Origin of the sequence: Photorhabdus aballayi (assembly GCF_026153155.1) — a bacterium.
In the GTDB taxonomy this organism is placed as follows: domain Bacteria; phylum Pseudomonadota; class Gammaproteobacteria; order Enterobacterales; family Enterobacteriaceae; genus Photorhabdus; species Photorhabdus luminescens.
On record NZ_JAPFCD010000014.1, the window covers coordinates 57,022 to 75,660 of the forward strand.

Consider the following 18,639-nt stretch of genomic DNA (forward strand, 5'->3'; position numbering starts at 1 on the left):
GGAGACAGGAAGGGCTTTACGCCCCTCCTGTAGTTTCTCCTGCTAGGCTCAAAGCAGAGACGGCACCAATAACGCCTGTGTGGCCTGATGGTATTGCGGCAAGCGCTCGCTGGCGCCGCCGATATCAGGGAATGAGGCCATAGCCTCGCTCAACTTCGCCAAATTCGGCCCATCCGCTTCCGGGATAGCAGCAACTGCATGGGCCTCGATGACAGGTTGCCTGCTGGCCCAAGACAACTCCACCAATCCTCCTTTGGTGTAACCCGGCTGGGTAAAGTTCTTGACCAAGTGGTCCACGCTGATCATCGACGAGGAACCTTCCAGCTCGATCTCTAGATGCCGGTGCGTCATCGCTTGGCTACCAAATACCTTACGAATCACCAAGGTCGTACCATTAGCCGAGTCAGTCAACATCAGGTCATCCTCGTGGCGGCTGACAAGCATTTTTTCCGCATCAGCCACCGGTATGATCAAGCGGTCCAAAGCCTGGCCCGGGTCATCGTTGTCAATGATCACCGTGCGGTAATGTGACCACATCGCCTGACTGAGGCGGTAGGTATCGTTATCAGCACCGCCATGCAACACCACGCTATCAACACCGACAATCAGCGGTAGGGTCAGATCGTCCTGGTGACCACCCACGCCCCCACCCTGAAGCAACAGCGACGAACCAATACGCTCGACGCCGGTGTAGTGGTTCAGCTTTCTCACACCGCCTTCCTGAATCCAGTACAGTGACTGGTTCGTTGGGCTGTACACATACGCGCCCATCTTCCCGGCAGCAACTCCGACAAAACGCAGGTTGTCTGCGGCAGGAATGCCGCTTCTGGAAAAAACCTGACCACTGCCGACATCGAACCAGCCTTGCGTGTTATCGCCTTGCAAGGTCAGCACGCCTTTGGCTCGCCACTGACCGGCGATCTTAGCAAGCGCCTGTGGCAGACGGGCGAAGTTATCCTGTTGCCAACCTTTATCGACGGCAACTAACTGCAATTTGCCGTCATTGGTTCGTAGCAGGATCTCGCCCTTGACGGTAGTCAGGCGCAGCCCGGCATCAACTTGCTCCGCCGCTTTGAGGTGCAGTTCAGGCGCCAGCTCACTGGCGGCGGGAAGCTGTGCCGAAACGTCAAGCACCTCGTCGGTACCGAACGCGTCAGCCAACTCATCAGCAGTCATAGGCGGTTGACGATACAACTTACCACTGTCTGGTTCGAACAGTCGCATGCTGGAGCCGTCCGCGTCGAATCCCAGGAACTGTAGATGCTTGTCTTGCAGGGGAGCGGAAGCCACCACGACCTGACCGTTGTGGTACCACACCGGCAGCAGACTCTCGCCATCGGCGCCCTTAATCCCGAACACCGCCAGTGTGGCTCTGTCGCCAGTAACACTCGCCAGATCCTGCCACCAGTGGGAACGTCCCTTGAGCCAATGTTCGTTGACCGCTTCGTAGTTAAGCTGCCCCAGTGCATCAAGCCGGGCCACTCGCCCATCCTCAGTGACGGCGATCAGGCTACCGTTCAGGTTAACCAGATTGGCCAACGCCGGAGTGCTGATGCGCAATGCGCTCGGCTGATTGGCGTCAAGTACCGCCGGCCCGGGTCCTTCCTGACGGAACAGGGCTTTCTGCTGCTTACTGTAGAAAAAGAACACCTCCGCGCCAGCGGGACGAGTAATGCTACCCGCCAACACCAAGTCGGCCGGGATTTGCCAAGCGCTGCGGGTCTGTTCGTGCTCTTTGAAATACAACGTCTGATCCGCCGGCGGAGCCAGATTCGGCTTGATTAGCGTACCGTCGCTGGTACGTATCCAGTAACGATGCGGCACGCCAGCCGCATCCACGCCGAACACTGTGACTAGCGCCGCGCTGGTCGGCTGGATCAGTCGTGCACCCAGTGTATACGTCGGCGTTTCACGCTGTGTGCCACTACTCTCGTAATCCCGGAGTATGGACTTAAGCTCATCGCTATGTCGGTCAGTACGTGCCAAGAACTGGAGCAGCGCATCATCACCCACTACACTGACCAATTCCATTCGGTCATCAAGGATTCGGTCATCAAAGATTCGATAGCTCAGCTCAGCTTCCCGCTCCTTTAGCTGATAACGGCGCGCCAGATAAACCGAACCCCCTTCCTGCCATAGCCGACTGATCTTGCCTGCATTCTGGTTGAACCACGGCTCAAACTGCGCGTCGATCTGTCCGGTGGCGGCGTTTACTCGCCACGCCGCTGCATTGTCAGCATCAAAGAAATAAGCATGGTCACCTATCACCGCCCCTAGTTGGGCATATCTGGCCTGTTCGTGGGTGGTATCGGTGAATAACATCCGCTTTTTGGCTACGTCGTAGAAAGCTCGACCAACATTACGCCCATTGTGATTGTAGTTCTCTACCACCACATACTGCCCGTGCAACTGATGCGCCTTAGCCAAATCACTCAGATGCTGCTCTATTTGCTGGCCGGATACCTGCCATTTGCTTGCATCTTCACTTACCACCTGAGTTGTCAGGCCGGCAAAGTCAACTTCACGCACCTCGCCCTTGCCATTGACCAGCAATACCTGTCCGTTCTGGGCCGGGTCAAGTTCTACCACAACCCCGCCGATCACCAGTTGGTTCTTTGACACGCTGATGTTGCCACTGGCGAGTTGACTGCTATCAATAATCCAGCGTGACAACGTATTGTCGCTATCACTCGTGAGCTTAACCCGGGTGCCTTCGTTGAGGCCGATCAGATATTCGCCCCCCGCCCCCTTGATCTCGTAGCGCAGAAAGCCGTGCAACTCCTTCGGCAGCTCAGGTACCACCAGTTGCCGGTTGCGCTTATCAAGAACCACCTCGATCGGGGTATCGACGTACTCATGATGAATCCTACGGATCGTCTCTTCCCCCGGAAAGATGTAGAAGTCGTAGTCGAACCGCTTGCCTTCCTCAAGCCTGCGGATCACGTCAAAGCCAGCATCATGGCGTGTGGTAGCGCCGGGGAGCAGCATGTATTCGTAACGGATGTAGGACTTGGGCGTACCCGGCAGGATCACAACATTGCTGTCGCCGTGCTCGAGGGTCTGGGAGGCCTTATTATAACCAATACCGCTGCGCACCTCGATCGCCTGACCACGGTCATGGACCATTCGAGGAAAATCACCAACCCAGAAGAAATAATTGATTTTCCCTGAACCGGTAGAGCCGGAATGGGTGCGGTAAATGTACTGGCTATCGAAGACTATCTGGTTATTGTGCAAGTCGAGACGCTTGACCACCGCCCCCGGCAAGGGCACCAGCACCTCTTTCTTGTCGTCATATTTATAACCATTGTTCTTGTAAGCCTTATCGACTATATCGAAGTAACGGCCTACCGCCTTAGCATCCTCGGCAACCGCGCCAAAAGCCTGCGCCAGTGCCGTAAAGCCCACCGCGAGTCCGCCAAGAATCACCCCGGCCCCACCAAGTACTGCCCCGGCCGTCGAGGCGCCCATCAACCCTGCTCCCACCCCGGCGGCGCTGGTAACGAAGCTAGCCGAGTCGAATGCCAACTGGGTACCGAACACCGCCTTCTGCACATCATTCTCGGCGTAAGCCAGTTCATAGGCATCCAAACCGACCATAGCGCCGCCAAACAACACACCGGCGCCTTCATTAACAGTGTGCCCTAAGGTGGAGGCAAAGTCTTTGAGCGAGGTTTCAGCGGCTACCACTTCGCCGCGCAGCGCGGTACGCACCAGTTCAGTGACTTTAGCCACATCCTGTACGCCACCATGAGCCATCTGAACAAAGTTGAGGTAGCTGTGGACTTTGAGCGCGGTAGCCAAGTCAGGCGAAGCGATCCCATGCGCCGCGTCGTTACGGTTTTTGTCGGCAAACCATTGGATCAGCGTCTGCACCGCAAACCCGGCGTTCAGCCCATCAACAGGAGCCGCCTCATTGACACCCGCCTTGGGTCGTATCTGGTTACGTTCGAGGGTGAAATGTTGGCCTAGGGTGAGCATATGTTCATCGACAAAGCGGCGGAATTCGATAAAAGCGGCATCGCCGCTGCTTACCCAACGGGTCTCCTCTGGCTGGTCGCGATTGATGAACTGAACCCGGTAGCGGCCTTCGCCCAAATCCTGAGTATTGCCAATCACTGGCATCCAACGCTGGTCAAGACTATTTTCCCGGGCGAGACGTATACTGGCCTCATCGAACTTTGCCCCCCACTGCTCGGCATCAAAGGTCGCCAACGCCGTGTGCAGCCGGGTATCCTCGACAATCCGAGCCTGAGCGTTGACCGTCTGCTCAATCTGCCGCCGTTGTTCTATGACCGTAGTCAATTCACCGGGGAGGGTCAGGTCGGCCACATCCAGACCATTACCCACCGGTACCTCGGCCATCTTGCCGGCATCGATCTCCACCAGGTTGAAGATAGGGGTCGACTCGTTGCCAAGCGCATCGTAATGAACAGCCAGTTTGCGCTCCACCAAGTGTTGCTTCATGGCCTGAGAGAAGCTAATTGTGTCGTTGAAGGCAAAAATCCCGACATTTGGGTCATAGAAATAGTAACGACGCCCTTCGGTTCCGACCGTACTCCCCACCATCATCGAGTGATTCAGGGTATTGAGCGCGAACGTCGAGGTCCCAGTCGCCTCTTTCAACAGGGAAACCACCTCAGATAATTTGACCTGCCCCAATGCCGTTGATGCTTGTACGGCCTCAATATTATTAGAATGCAGCCTAATCAGACTGTTCTTGAGTAGCGTGGAACTGCCTGCCTGGGGATCGGCGGCAGCCAGGAAGAGTTTTTCCACCAGACTATTGATACCCGCCTCGCCCCTGCTAGCTAGCGCTACCGCCATAGCCCTGACCAGAGGGTAGCAACGGCCGCCGGACTTATCGCCGACCAGTGACAAATAAAAGTCCTGCGGCACCAAACGGTCGAAGCTACTGCCGGCGCGATGAAAGTCCTCATTGTACACTGCCGCCCGCTTCAACACCTTGTCGATGTATTCAGCCTGGCTGGCTTCAGTGATGCGGCCGCTCAAGGCTCCTTGTTGCTCAGGGGTGAGTTGGCCTTTGAGAAACAGACGCTTCATCCCCAGGACTGACATTTTGTCATCCACCTTCGGAATGCTGATGTCACGGAAGTTGCGCAAACCATCGGTAAACGCGGTACCCTGCACGCCTCGCTGATAAGCCTCGGCGATCGCATAACGCTCACCCACGCTGCTGGTATGCTCCTGCCCGCTATTATGGATAGACGTATCGTCAATCCGCACCACAGCATCTACGCCGTCCTTAGCCTTGATCTGCTGCCATAACCAGCTTTGTTCGACCAAGCTCGCTTCACGCAGGACTGTACCGTATTGCGCCTTGTAGTATTCCAGTGTGATATCGATCTGCTTTATCTGTTGGTCAATCAGGGCGCGCCGAGTGGTATTGCCCCGTTCCTCATAGAGTTTACCTCGCTTGTCCACCAACTGTTTGATGTCAGCATTGAACCTATTATGAATCTCAGTGCGAAGTTTGGTCCACGCAGCAATCGCCGGATGATCAGGAGAAAACTCTCCCTCCGTGTAGACAGCGTCGGCGACCCCTTCAACTGGCACCCCGAACTGAGCAGCAACCTTTTTCAGTTGTTGGTGGACCTGCTCGCGGTAAGTGGCGAATTGAGCCTGGTTGCGTTCAATTACTTGACTGCCTGCGACCTGGATCGAGAGCGGATCTTCGCCGCCGAGCAGTTTCGGCCAGAGCATCTGGCCGTCTCGCTGATATTCCTGACGCTGGAACACAAGTTGCCATTCTCCATCGACGTACTGCATGTACGCTGCGGCTAGGTCTTCAGTGGCGCCGGCTACCCGGTAATCTTTGTAGTCCACAGCCATGACCACATTGTCGTACAACAGCGAGCTATTGACCCGACCGTCGCGGTAAACCCGATAGGTATTCTCGTCAAGACTAGTCACCACCAACGAGCCGCCCGACAGCGTTCCGGTGAACAGAAAGTTCCTTATGGTCGCATGCTTGGGAATGTCCACATAAGCCGGCGACGCATTGGCTTGGTTGACGCTGCTGTAGCCAAGAAAATACACCGGCACGCTGTTAGTGTCTCTTGCCTTTATATCGTTGGCGCTTCTATCAATGTATTCGAGCTCGTATAAGCCTGACTCGACCTTTACCAACTGAGCGCTCCCTTCTGCCGAGAGACGCCCCGATCTGACCAATGTTTCGGCGCTGATAGTGTTGGATCTGGCGAACAATACTGGATCGGCGACAAACTGATAGATATCTGCGCTGCTCTGGCGGGGCTCAAATCCATCACCTACAGGCACCAACCCGGCCTTAAGTTCGAGATCCCTCACCGCCTGCCCCAACAGCGCCGGCCTTGGACCAATGATGGTAAAACGCGGTGGATGGAACTCATCAGCCGCCGACAAACCCTGATTGACGATCGGCAGAACTCGCGCCATCACGCCGTCATACAGTTCACCCTGCAACACCCCCTTACTGCCTTCAGCGCGATACTTGTCGAACATCTGCAACATGTCCTTGCCGATGCTGTCCGCACCTTCCGGTTCATAACGCGCGGCGACATAGAAGGTTTCGAAAAACGAGTGATAACCATTACGAATCATGAAGGCCGCATTGGCCATCTGGAACTGCCAATACTGTTTGACGCTCAACTCGCCACCGAATAATTCCGGCAAAACATTGCTGACGGTCTGGGTGGTCCCGGAAATCCCCCCCACGAACGGAGTGTCCAGATCATGCATGTAGCGGGTGGCGCCATTCTTGGGGTCTGGACGGAACTGGTTGTAGCTGCGGTATTTATCTTCCTTGATCAGGGACGAACCCTCTTGATACGCCGGCTCCTCAGGGTGGGTATTGAGGATCAGGTACGGGTCGGGCTGATTCAGCCGGTTATTGATTATAACCTTGTCTTCCCCCAACGCAGCGTGAGGATTGACCGGAACCGCAGCCTTGGAAAGGCTATCGGCTACCGGGCGCAAAACATGGAACAAGACCTGTTTACGTAGACTTCTTCCCTCATTGCTTAACAACGCCGTCTCAACCTCTGGACGCCATTGCGCATCGGCGCTCTCCAGACCCTGCGGACCGGTCAATAACAGGGTGAGCAACTTACCATCCAGCAAATGCTCAACCGCAGCCTTATCGAAGACCTGCACTCTCGGATTGCTTGGATGCTGTGCTGCATTGGCGCTGGCGACCCGCCGAGTTTCCTCTTCGATGGCCTGAATACGCCATTGTTCGTACAGCGGCGCCAACAGCCCCTTAGCCTGAGCAATATCACTTTGCACATAACCACTTTGCAGAACCTTGTCCACAGCCGGGTTCTTCGCCAGTTTTGTCGCCAGCTCGAACAACAGCGGGTCATTATCCGGGCTCTGCCAGACCGAAGCGGCGAATGCCTGTTCCCACAGCACCTTATTCAGATTATTGCCCTTGATATCGCGCATGCTGTTACGCGTGTGCTCCGGCGCCAACACCCCTGCGGGGGTGATGTGGTTGCGTTCGAGCAAACGCAACAACTGTTGCTCAAACGCCATGCGCTCGCTGCTGTCTTTGAACAAGCGACTGGCCTTCGTTCCGCCGTCACGCAGTTGCGCCAGCTTCTCGAAAAATGCGGCGTTGTATTGATATAGTGCATCGGTCTGCATCTTGTTTAAGTGACTGCTGCTCACCTTATCGCCGTCAATGTTCATCACCCCAAAAGGCGTCGCGGACAAGTAACCGTTGTCCTGAGGCATTTCCAGTAAGTACTGACGATTGGCAAAACCGACCGCGCGTTCCAGCTCATGAATATTGACGAAAAGCCCGTCACGGTCCGGGTGGTAACTGTTCTGGCGAAACCCCTCTAGGCCGATAGTCTGGAAGCTAGTGATATCCGCATTCTGGTTGATCAAGTCACTCAAGGCGCTTGCCAATGGCACCTCTCGGGGAAGTGTGGTATTCAGAGCCTGACCGGATACCTGAATCCCGACCTGATTCGGCACCTTGCGGTCAACATTGGTCAGCAGCATCTTGTGACCATTACTCAATAACTGCGCTTTGAAACCTTCGCGCAAGGTGCTTTCCGAAACCAGATAGTTGGCGAAGTACTTCTCGACGAATGCGGTTTTGACCAGTACCGAACGAATTGGCGCATAAGTCGGCGAGCGAGAGGATGGCGGCTCGCTCTTGAGCCGGTATTGCTGTTGCCAGGCCAAGGAGCGGGCGGCAGTACCGAAGGAGAAATTGAGTACCCCGTCCGTCGGCACGACCAGCCTGCCGTTCTCCAGGAAGAAATCCTTGAAGCGGCCATCAGTGCTGGCATTAACCAGTGCGACGTTCATGCGGATATAACCGGGACGTTCCTCCATCATCAACAGTGAAATATTTACCGGCAGATCATCGGAGGCCCGAGGTGCCTTGGTCAGTGTGTTGAGGGCCGCAGCCTCTTCCGTAGAGGATGCCTTAAGCAAGGCGTTGTAGCGGGCATTGACCTCCTTGTAAGCCTGTAACTCGGCAAACAGCGTCACGTATCTCTGGCTGAATGTGGAATCGGCCACCTGTATGGTCAATTTCTGTTCCAGACGCTTGATTTCGGCATTCAACCTGATCTGCTTGCTCTCCGCATCCTCTCTTAGGGTCGCCGCACTCAAGGTACTGGAGCCGCCGGGATTAAGCATGGACAAAACCTTGTTCCAAGTGCTGTCAAAATGCGTCATGGCCGTCTGCTGGCGACGGTATAATAGGATGTCGCGGTCCAGTTGCTGCTTATAGGCATTGATCGCCGGGGTGCCGGTCACATCGTTCATCTGCTGCCGTCTTTGCTGCAATGTCTGTAACTGGTCGCTGACAGAAACGGGGTTGTCCTGCATCTGAAAATACTGGGCCGCCAGCACACTCAGGGTACTCTGCTGCATTTCCTGTAGCCGCTCGTCTACCTGCTTGACGTAGTCGGCACGCTCATCGGGGCTCATGTTGAACCATTCGGTTTGACGATCTGCCGCCTTGATCTGTTGATCGATCAGGGTATTGAGTAAATTCATGAAGTCTTTGGATATAGAAGCCATTACAGTAATCCTTTGTCTGTTTTTAAGCAAAACCCTTTAGTAGCAAGTCTCATGGTTCTTTAAGTTCGTGAATATTGGATAGCCAACATCTATTTGCTCTGTAGTTGTGAGCATGATTATTTCCTTATATTTTTCGTTTATATTGCAGATCATATGAATGATAACATCGAATTATAGTTACAATTGTATAAATTTAAATATAAATTATTATAATTTTTAATTATTCATATATATGATTATTCCATGTTAAAACATTCCCCAGTCATATTGTTGAGTTTTTTATAGAACATTAAATAATAACGAATTTTAGGAGGGTTATTTGTTAGTGAATTGTTATATATGATTTTTAGGAATAACGAGATAATCTTACTTCCATACAGTTATTTACAGTTTGGTCGATTTCCGCCGGAGCGAGGCCGTAAGTTTCTGTTCAAATACCTCCCGCTAGTCCATACTTAATATTGTTAGTACGTGCCAACACTCTAATAAATTAAATCTTAATGAAATCATATTGAAATAATGAGGGGTTGTAATATGGGTATTATTCACGTTACCAACAAAATGAAAGATGATACGATTGAAGTTGCAATTAACTACTGGAGCACTGATTACGCACGATTCACAGTGTCGGACAATTATTTTAATATCACTCCTGAACATTTTAGGGCTGCTTGGTTTGTTGACGATTGGCGCGGTTATATAATGTCAGTCAAAAAACTAGGAATTACATATTCATATTTCATTTTACCTGATACCAAAATTATCGTCGGAGAAAATCGGGTGACAGAAAATGAGTACGTAATAAGACCTTTATTGGTAAGCTAGTTAATTTATACTTAATGTTGTTAGTCCGAAACAGCATCCTAATAAATCAAATCTTAATAAAATCAGATTGAAATAGTAAGGAGGTTGTAATATGGCGAGCATGATTCACGTTACCAACAATACGAAATGTGACACGATTGAAGTTGCAATTAATTACTGGAGTACTGATTACGCACGATTCACAGTGTCCGACGATTATTTTACTATAGCTCCCGGCAGTTTTAGATATTCTTGGGTTGTCGATGATTCGCGTGGTTATATAATGTCAGTCAGAAGGCTAAAAATCATATCTTCATATTTCATTTTACCTGACACTAAGATTATTGTCGGAGAAAATCGAGTGACAGAAAATGGGTATGTGATAGAACCTTTACTTGTAAGATAGTTGATTGACTTGATTGAATATATAAGAGTATATACCCAATGGATTTCAAGATGCATCGCGACGGCAAGGGAGCGAATCCCCGGGAACATAGATAACGATGTGACCGGGGTGAGTGAAAGCAGCCAACAAAGCAGCAGCTTGAAAGATGAAGGGTATAAATGATCCAATATAACCCTCGTCGGTGACCGTCCACATGGTCACCGAATTCAATAATAAAATCACTCATTGCCAATAAAATACCGTTATTGCCTATTTCTATAAAACTAACCTACACCGGAACAACCGTAGGATTAGCAAGTAATTTCCGTAAATTGCGCATTTCCCTTCCTTGATTAATCGCAACAGCGCCCACTAAGACTTCATTTTCTGTACCAAATAAAATGGCCTTATCTGATTGCAAATCGCCCTGAATATGCCACTCTTCAGCCTGCATGTTGCCAACCATCTGGATGTTAATACCCCACTGATCGGTCCAGAACCACGGCGCCCCCGGCTGCGGAGGTTGCAACCCCATCATGGCATGCGCGGCGATAGTCGCCTGACGGTTAGCATTTTCCCAAGTTTCGCGGCGCTGGAGATCACCTGTCAGCGGTTCTCTCTGGAGGCAAACATCCCCGGCAGCAAAAATATCCGGTTCAGAAGTCTGGCAACGGCTGTCAATGACGATACCGCCATTAGTCACTAAACCAGCATCAGCGGCAAGCTGATCCCTAAATTCAGCGCCGATACCATAAATAATAATATCTCCGATCACCTTCTCACCGGTGTTCAACATCAGCACTAATTCACTCCCTTGCTTTTGTGCGGAAACAATATTGGTATCAAGGAAGAATTGCACCCCTTTTTCCTGATGACGATTCAAAAGATAATCTTGCAATAACGGAGGAGCGCAACGCCCCATGATATTGTCCGCCTGTTCGATAACCGTAACATTTGCTCCCAATTCACAGGAGGTTGCCGCCAGTTCCAAGCCAATCACGCCACCACCAACAATCAAAATCCGTTTGTCTTTTTTCACCGCCTGACGTAAACGTTGCGCATCATCCAACGTCCTCAGGGTATAAATATTTTCACCCAGTTTATCGAGTAGCGGGAATCGTCTGGCTCTTGCTCCCATAGTGAGCAAGAGTTTGTCATACCTGAGCTTGCCGCCATTTTCTAAAATAACGCAATGTTTCAATGGCATAATCTGGCTGACCGCCTGACCTATGCGCAAATCTATCCGGTTTTTCAGATAAAAATCTTCGGAGAAGAGATATTTCGGCGCTTCCTCTGGGTTGATTAAATACTCTTTTGATAAAATTGGCCGCTCGTAAGGCGCATGATATTCCTTACCAATTAAAATAATATCGCCATCAAATTGTTGCTGCCTTAAGGTTGCGGCAGCCATCGCCCCCGCTTGCCCTGCTCCAACGATAATAAAAGTCTGATTCCGCATACTACGCTCCTATCTGAGTTACAGGTTGAGCACTGACCATTGCCATCCCTGTCAACCACTCCTTAATAGGTTGGTAATAATGCCGTTGCGCTTTATATTCGCCGTAAACAGAAAGCGCCGCAAAAGCCGCAATCCAACAGCGAATTTCCTGTCCACCTTTCCCACCCTGAATGGCGATTCCTCCCTCCGTTAATGAAGCAAGACGCCGAATATCGCCACTACAAAATATACGTAATAACTCGTCATCCCACTGTGGATTCAACGGAGCAACGACATTCTCGCCACGAGCCAACGATTTTCCAACCTCAATTACCCGGTTTTGCCGTTTTTGACGCGCTTCTTTTGTCGGATTTCTCCCGGCAATCAACCCTTCTTCAACTTCCGGTGGAACTTGTCCCATCTGTGGTATCGGAGGGTCATGTGATAAACCACCAGAACCTAACAACAATACCCGCTGATCTGTGGTGAATAGGAATTGACCAATCGCACGACCTAACTCAACAACACGACGGCATGTCGGCAACGGTTTAGCTGCACAATTAATAAATATCGGGATTGTTGGATAGCGCTGTAAATCTTGACAAAGCAGCATCAAGGGTTGAGTAAAGCCGTGATCGGCTTGCATACGCCAAGAGTGAGCCACATCAATCCCTGAATCATATAAGGCAGAAATTAAATTCTTCGCGGTGTTTTCAGGAACATTGAGTGGACCTTTACCAATATCCCAATCTCCCACTGCATTCGCCCTTACTCCAACGCAAAATGCCGGCATTAGATCATAAAAAAAACCATTAAAATGGTCAGGAGCGAAAATCACTATCAATTGCGGGTCGTAGGCCTTTACCTGCTCAGACAATTGTTGAAAAACTTGCCGAACATGCTTTTCTGTCGTTTCCGGCGGAGAACCAAAATCCATCAAAGGCGTGTGTGAAGTACAAATCAATTTAACGGTCATTTGAGCTCTCCTTTTTGTTCGGAGACATCACTCCCGCTGTTGTTTGACGAATACCGCGGATACTTAATCCTGCATCAGCCGTTATCATCACCCCCGTTAAAGTACGGTTATTGGCGCGAGAAGCCAGCATCACATACGGGCCAGTGAAATCTTTTGGCTGAGGCGTAAATTGCAAAGGTAAAACTGCACCGAGGCTTTCTAATGACAGGTTATCTGTAATACATCTATCTTGCTGAGATAGTGAAGCCGCCCCACGAAGATCACTTGGCATACCACAAGGCGCAACACCATTAACCCTGATAACTGGCGCTAATTCATAAGCTAACTGGCGGATCATGCCGACCGCGCCGTGCTTGCTGGCGGTATACAACACACCACCGCCGCCAGAAAACCATGACGAGTTTGACAACGTAAAAATCATGCTGCCTTCTGATGCGGTTAGTGCCGGTAACGCAGCTTTAGCCCCTAAAATATACCCTTTTAGATTAACACCCATCAGCTCATCAAATCCTTTATCAATCTGCTCTGGTGAAGCATCCAGCAGGCTGATTTTGTGATCCCATATCCCGGCGTTACCAACAAAACAGTCTAGTTTGCCAAAACGTCGAACAGTTTCAGCCACTGCTCGTTCATTATCCTCAAAAGAGGCAACATCACCGTGAATAACACAGATATCTTTACCAAAACAGTGCGCCAGAGCTGTCGCTTTTTCTGCCGATAGCTCCAAAACGCCCACTTTAGCTCCTTCAGCAATAAAACGTTCTACTAAAGCCAAACCTAAACCGGAGCCACCGCCTGTTAATAAAATGACTTGATCTTTGATCCAACTCATTATTACTCCTCCGATACAGTGATATAAATGTTTCCGTCTTTAACAACAACAGGATAGGTCTTCAATGGATCTGTTGCAGGAAGGCAAAGCGCCTTCCCGGTTCTGAGACAAAAACTGGCCGTATGCAGTGGACACTCAACTGTCGCATTGTCTTCCAAATACCCTTCGGATATAGAGGCATTACCATGACTGCACCGGTCATCAACAGCAAAGAATTCGCCATCATAGTGAAACAGCGCAATATCCGGTGTGTATTCAACCTTACGCGCTTCTCCATCGGGCAATTCTTCAACAGTACATACGAATAATTGACTCATCAGAATAAGACACTCAAGTTATGGAAAGTTAAGACTGCCTGATCCAAGGTAATTTCACGTTTGCAAATCAGCCAGCTATCCGTTTTCGGATTACGGCGAACGCAATCCAGTCGCTTACCAACGTAAAAAGCTTCATCTCGCTCTTTTTGTGAACGGTACAGCAAATAATTAGACTGAACATGAAATTGGTCAGGCGAATCCGTTTCAGTAATCATTAAATTTGTCAGTAAATGACGTGTACGAGATGGGGGTTCTTCTGCCCACGCCATACCGGTTTCCAACCGGGCTATCCGACGTTCAAGCTGAAATTTATTGTCATTAAACAACCAAGTGGTTGGCGGCTGGATACTCTTACGGCGATCGCGGGTTTGAGCATTAACAATGGTGCGCATGGTATAGCTGAGATCTTCTGACAACAGCTCAAGCCAATCACGAAATTTCCACTCATCCAGTAATGCAATTTCGTAATACAAGAACTGGCTTATTTCATAATGCAGTTCTGGCGATACTCTTTTTTCCTGATTGATAATTAATTCTTTCATTTGACCAACTCCTGCTGATAAGCCCGGCTTTTTTCCTCTACCTCATCCCAAGTTTCACTGGTGAGTAAGTCAGCCCAACGCTGATACATGCCACGGGCAACGGTTTCGGAAAAAACATAATTGGTCACACCCGGAATTCCATCATCCCGCACTCTTTCTTGTCCCAATCTCATTTCCATACACAATACGCTGTTACGGGCTTTGTAACCTCTAAGGACCTTCTGAATTTCTACCCAATTTTCTGAATCATCCTGTTCGAGAAAACCTGCCGGACCAAACGCACGGGTAGTGCTGTTCTCAAAAGCGGCTTTTACTTCTGGGGAAGCTGCTTTATCGGCAATGCAGAATGCCCAAACTTCCACCTGATCCGGTCCACGTGGATGCCATACCCGCATGGTTGCAGTACCGTTAAGCCAGGAAAGTGTCGGGAAAATATTGTTGTGACCGGCAAGACGCAGTGCTCTGACTTTCCCCAGGCGTTGCTCTGCCTCAGCATAAGTTTCACGGTAGTAACGGGCAACGGCGCCATCAACCCAAACGTTGGCATCAGGTTTTTCAGTCAAGAAAAATCCACACCCGTGACCATTCTGAGCAAATTGCACGGCATCTTTTGCCGTTTCCCAAACTGGCCGTGAAGTCTGATCAGCACCTAATGCTTTTTTATCGTCGCCATCTTTTACGCTCAAAACCTGTACAGCGGAGGCATGACTGAATAAAGCATGGTATTGATCACCGGCAAACTGTTCAGCAGGTAATTTCCAGTTACAATTGATCACCCACTTTTGCACACCACCAATAACTTCTGTTCCTCCTTCACGGCGATCAAGCACACCATCAAGATACCAGGCTATATCACCGAGATAATCAATCAGGGAGGGGGCTGTCGTATCCCAAGTACCAAAAATCAATCCTTTATAACTTTCCACACACGGCACTTCCTGAAGTCCCCATTGCTCTTTGCAAAGCCCATGTGGATAAGCACACGTTTCCAACGGAACATCAATTAATCGCCCATCCACACCATATGACCAACCGTGATAAGGGCAAGTAAATGCACGGGTATTACCGCTATCCGCGTAACAAACCCGCATGGAACGATGGCGACACTGATTAAGGAAAGCTTTGACGGAACCATCTTTCTGGCGGACAACAACAACACTGTCCTCTCCCATATAAGTATTGAAAAAATCACCCGGCTTGGGGATTTGGCTCTGATGAGCGAGAAATAGCCAACAACGGCCAAATATTCTTTCGAGTTCTAACTGATAGAGTTCGGGATCGATATAAATCTGAGGAGTTACACGACCGGCTCGGGCATCAATCAGGCGGTAAATATCTGAATCTTTGCTCAATGTCATATTATTCAATCCTCATGTAAAAGAAAGGTTGACTTTTTGCCAACATGCAAAATGAATGCTATTAATAGATTAATATTTTGTGAAATACATTGTTTGTTTAAATTGAGACTTTTTTTCGATATGTGAGGAAACGGCAATGGAATTAAGACACTTACGCTATTTTATTGCGGTGGCAGAAGAATTAAACTTTACGAAAGCTGCAAAAAAGTTACATACTGCACAACCGTCATTAAGTCAACAAATAAAAGATTTAGAAGATTATATTGGTTCCACACTATTAGAGAGAAATAAACGTAGAGTCTCTCTAACTAAAGCCGGAGAAGTTTTTTTCCAGCAAGCAAAGCTTATTCTTGATAATGCAGAGAAAGCAAAAAAAATGGCCCGCAGAGCGGCACAAGAACAAATTGTGCTAACTATTGGATTTGTTCCATCTGCGGAAGTTAAAGTATTACCTGAAGTCATTCCAATATTTCGCCTGGCTCATCCTGAAGCAAAAGTAGAACTTATTAGTTTATTTAATCCCGGACAAGAAGAGAAATTATTACAAGGTGACATTGATGCCGCTTTCATGCGTCCACCGATAAAAAGTGATTACATTGATTTTAAAGTCATTCTTAATGAACCGTTGGTGGTTCTGATGCCTGCTAATCACAGGTTAAGATATTGTGAGAAAATTTCAGTCGATGACCTACACGGAGAAAATTTTATTACTCCCGATCCAACACAATCTGGCGTATTACAACAAATTATAGAAAACTATTTTACCGAACATAATGTCGTTCCTAATATTATTCAAACAGCTAACAATATGCTATTAATTTTAAACATGGTTAGTCTGAATTTAGGGTGTGCAATAGTACCGCTCTATATTACTAGCATCATGACAGACGCCGTTATTTGCCGGCCATTATCAGGATATTCCCCCACAATAGAGTTAATAATGGCATGGCGAAAAGACAACGCATCAGAACTATTATCGCACTTAATAGATGTCGTTGAAAATAAATACCTGTAAGAATAAAAATAAGCACCATCGTTTTTACCTTTCAGACTAGACATATTAAGTATTAGTGAATGTTACCTGCTGTCGTTATATTAATAACGTATTAACTTAAAATAAATAATGGAGATATCATGATGTCAATATCAGCGAATCCTCAACATAAACCTACACAACCTGAATTACGTTCGCTTTGGTCGGCCATTGCCAGTGGTGAAGTCCATCTACATCATCTCGATGTAAAAGGGATAAAAACCCGTGTTCTTGAAGCAGGCAACGGACCTACTCTGATTTTTTTACATGGTATTGCCGGTCATTTAGAAGCTTATATGCGCAACATTCTGCCACATGCCGCTCACTTTCATGTACTGGCGATCGATATGCTAGGGCATGGTTTCACGGATAAACCTGTCCGTTCCTATGAAATTATCGATTATGTGGAACACCTACGGGATCTGATTGAGACATTAAATCTAAAGAAAATTCACCTTTCTGGCGAGTCGTTAGGTGGATGGGTTGCAGCCCGGTTTGCAGCAAAATATCCGCAATATATTCACCGTCTGGTGTTGAACACAGCCGGTGGCATGATTGCTGATCCAAATGTGATGGAACGCCTGCGCACACTGAGTTTAAACGCTGTGAAAAACCCGGATAGAGAAGCTACCCGCAAGCGTCTTGAATTCCTGATGAAAGATCCTGCTATGGTGACAGAAGACTTGGTTGAAGCCCGTTTCGCCATCTATCGTCAGCCGGGTATGTTGTCTGCAATGGAAAACATTATGTGCCTGCAAGATATGGACACCCGTTTACGTAATCTTTTGACCGAAGACGAGCTGGCAAAAATCCAGGCTGAAACCCTAGTGCTATGGACCACACACGATCCGACCGCTGCGGTTTCAGTAGGTCAGCGCCTTGCCGGGCTTATCAAAAATAGCCGTTTTGTCGTAATGGAAAAATGCGGTCACTGGCCTCAATATGAAGACCCGGACACATTCAACCGGCTCCATATCGATTTTTTACTTAACGGCAACAAATAATGTCTCTTTCAGACAAGTGATATTCCAGTTGGAATGTCACTTCTTTGATTTGATCAGGAGCAACAACAGATGAATAACGTCATAAACTATCTTAGTGAAAAACTATTTCAATCGTGGCAGAGTCGTCAAGCTATCGACCCTATCTCGAATGAATATCCAGAATTAACATTACATGATGCCTATCTCATCCAGCAAAAAGTTATTGTTCGCCGGCTGGAAGCAACCGGGGCACAAATTGTCGGTAAAAAAATCGGCATTACCAGCCAGGCAGTTATGGATATATTGGGTGTCAATCAACCCGATTTTGGCATTCTCACCTCAGATATGCAGTATAAAAACAACGCCATTGTACCCATTGAGCAATTAATTGCACCGAAAGCGGAAGGTGAAATTGGCTTTATCCTGAAACACAATCTGAGTGGACCAGGTATTACAGCGGAAGATGTACTCAGAGCAACAGATTATGTCGTGCCCTGTATCGAAATTGTCGATTCCCGTATCCGTGACTGGAAAATAAAAATTACAGATACTGTTGCTGATAATGCCTCATCAGGATTATTTGTCATTGGTCATGGTACCCGTCTGCCATCAGAAATTGATTTAGCTGCCGTTACAATAACGTTGGAGAAAAACGGTAAACTGGTTGACACCGGCATTGGCGCTGCTGCACTAGAGCATCCAGCTAACGCAGTTGCCTGGCTAGCGAATATGCTAGGAACATTGAATATGGCATTGATCGGTGGAGAAATCATTCTCTCTGGCTCCCTCACTACAATGGTTCCAGTTAATATTGGCGATCAGTTGAAAGTTAACTTACTCGGGGTGGGATCTGCCAAGGTAAGTTTCGCCTGAAAAATTAGCCTTAATTTCTAAACAGGGGTCATAAAAAGCCCCCACTAAAGTTA

At 48.8% G+C, this 18,639-nt stretch carries 11 protein-coding genes; 4 read left to right on the top strand and 7 right to left on the bottom strand.

What is annotated here, in order from left to right; genetic code table 11:
• Positions 1-48: 48 nt before the first annotated feature.
• A complete protein-coding gene (locus OO184_RS09760) occupies positions 49-9,045 on the bottom strand; it encodes a TcdA/TcdB pore-forming domain-containing protein (RefSeq protein ID WP_265379012.1) in 8,997 nt (2,998 codons plus the stop codon).
• Positions 9,046-9,579: 534 nt separating this feature from the next.
• Here OO184_RS09760 and OO184_RS09765 point away from each other — a divergent pair.
• Complete coding sequence (locus tag OO184_RS09765) at positions 9,580-9,870, top strand: hypothetical protein (RefSeq protein WP_265379013.1); 291 nt, start codon at positions 9,580-9,582, stop codon at positions 9,868-9,870.
• A 653-nt stretch (positions 9,871-10,523) separates the two neighbouring features.
• On the opposite strand, the gene hcaD is transcribed toward OO184_RS09765, so the two are convergent.
• From hcaD to hcaE, 6 genes are read right to left on the bottom strand one after another with little or no spacing between them, the layout of a single operon-like run.
• Positions 10,524-11,693 (bottom strand): phenylpropionate dioxygenase ferredoxin reductase subunit, encoded by a 1,170-nt coding sequence (gene hcaD, locus OO184_RS09770; RefSeq protein ID WP_265379014.1) that lies wholly within the window; start codon positions 11,691-11,693, stop codon positions 10,524-10,526.
• Between the two features lies 1 nt (position 11,694).
• Positions 11,695-12,648, bottom strand: a complete 954-nt coding sequence (locus OO184_RS09775; protein WP_265379015.1) for a 3-carboxyethylcatechol 2,3-dioxygenase — start codon at positions 12,646-12,648, stop codon at positions 11,695-11,697.
• Positions 12,638-13,480 carry a 3-phenylpropionate-dihydrodiol/cinnamic acid-dihydrodiol dehydrogenase gene (gene hcaB / locus OO184_RS09780; protein WP_265379016.1) on the bottom strand — a complete coding sequence of 281 codons (843 nt, stop codon included), beginning with the start codon at positions 13,478-13,480 and terminating at the stop codon, positions 12,638-12,640. The genes OO184_RS09775 and hcaB overlap by 11 nt, the downstream gene beginning before the upstream one ends.
• A 2-nt stretch (positions 13,481-13,482) precedes the next feature.
• Positions 13,483-13,797: a 3-phenylpropionate/cinnamic acid dioxygenase ferredoxin subunit gene (gene hcaC / locus OO184_RS09785; RefSeq protein WP_139656928.1), complete on the bottom strand. Its 315-nt coding sequence runs from the start codon at positions 13,795-13,797 to the stop codon at positions 13,483-13,485.
• Positions 13,797-14,339: a 3-phenylpropionate/cinnamic acid dioxygenase subunit beta gene (hcaF, locus tag OO184_RS09790; protein ID WP_265379017.1), complete on the bottom strand. Its 543-nt coding sequence runs from the start codon at positions 14,337-14,339 to the stop codon at positions 13,797-13,799. The genes hcaC and hcaF overlap by 1 nt, the downstream gene beginning before the upstream one ends.
• Positions 14,336-15,697, bottom strand: coding sequence for a 3-phenylpropionate/cinnamic acid dioxygenase subunit alpha (gene hcaE, locus OO184_RS09795; protein WP_265379018.1), 1,362 nt, complete (start codon positions 15,695-15,697; stop codon positions 14,336-14,338). The genes hcaF and hcaE overlap by 4 nt, the downstream gene beginning before the upstream one ends.
• A gap of 136 nt (positions 15,698-15,833) precedes the next feature.
• Between hcaE and hcaR the strand changes: the two genes are divergently transcribed.
• The 3 genes from hcaR to OO184_RS09810 all read left to right on the top strand — a co-directional run bounded on the left by hcaR (position 15,834) and on the right by OO184_RS09810 (position 18,586).
• Positions 15,834-16,712: a DNA-binding transcriptional regulator HcaR gene (hcaR, locus tag OO184_RS09800; RefSeq protein WP_265379019.1), complete on the top strand. Its 879-nt coding sequence runs from the start codon at positions 15,834-15,836 to the stop codon at positions 16,710-16,712.
• Between the two features lie 119 nt (positions 16,713-16,831).
• Entirely contained in the window at positions 16,832-17,734 is a 903-nt protein-coding gene (locus OO184_RS09805; protein ID WP_265379020.1) for an alpha/beta fold hydrolase, read from the top strand.
• A 69-nt stretch (positions 17,735-17,803) separates the two neighbouring features.
• A complete protein-coding gene (locus OO184_RS09810; RefSeq protein ID WP_265379021.1) occupies positions 17,804-18,586 on the top strand; it encodes a fumarylacetoacetate hydrolase family protein in 783 nt (260 codons plus the stop codon).
• The last annotated feature ends 53 nt before the right edge of the window (positions 18,587-18,639 follow it).

Coding starts and splice junctions, on each gene's coding strand:
- OO184_RS09775 (WP_265379015.1), bottom strand. CDS start 12,648: ATGACCGTTAAATTGATTTGTACTTCACACACGCCTTTGATGGATTTT.
- OO184_RS09760 (WP_265379012.1), bottom strand. CDS start 9,045: ATGGCTTCTATATCCAAAGACTTCATGAATTTACTCAATACCCTGATC.
- hcaB (WP_265379016.1), bottom strand. CDS start 13,480: ATGAGTTGGATCAAAGATCAAGTCATTTTATTAACAGGCGGTGGCTCC.
- OO184_RS09810 (WP_265379021.1), top strand. CDS start 17,804: ATGAATAACGTCATAAACTATCTTAGTGAAAAACTATTTCAATCGTGG.
- hcaR (WP_265379019.1), top strand. CDS start 15,834: ATGGAATTAAGACACTTACGCTATTTTATTGCGGTGGCAGAAGAATTA.
- hcaE (WP_265379018.1), bottom strand. CDS start 15,697: ATGACATTGAGCAAAGATTCAGATATTTACCGCCTGATTGATGCCCGA.
- hcaC (WP_139656928.1), bottom strand. CDS start 13,797: ATGAGTCAATTATTCGTATGTACTGTTGAAGAATTGCCCGATGGAGAA.
- OO184_RS09805 (WP_265379020.1), top strand. CDS start 16,832: ATGATGTCAATATCAGCGAATCCTCAACATAAACCTACACAACCTGAA.
- OO184_RS09765 (WP_265379013.1), top strand. CDS start 9,580: ATGGGTATTATTCACGTTACCAACAAAATGAAAGATGATACGATTGAA.
- hcaF (WP_265379017.1), bottom strand. CDS start 14,339: ATGAAAGAATTAATTATCAATCAGGAAAAAAGAGTATCGCCAGAACTG.
- hcaD (WP_265379014.1), bottom strand. CDS start 11,693: ATGCGGAATCAGACTTTTATTATCGTTGGAGCAGGGCAAGCGGGGGCG.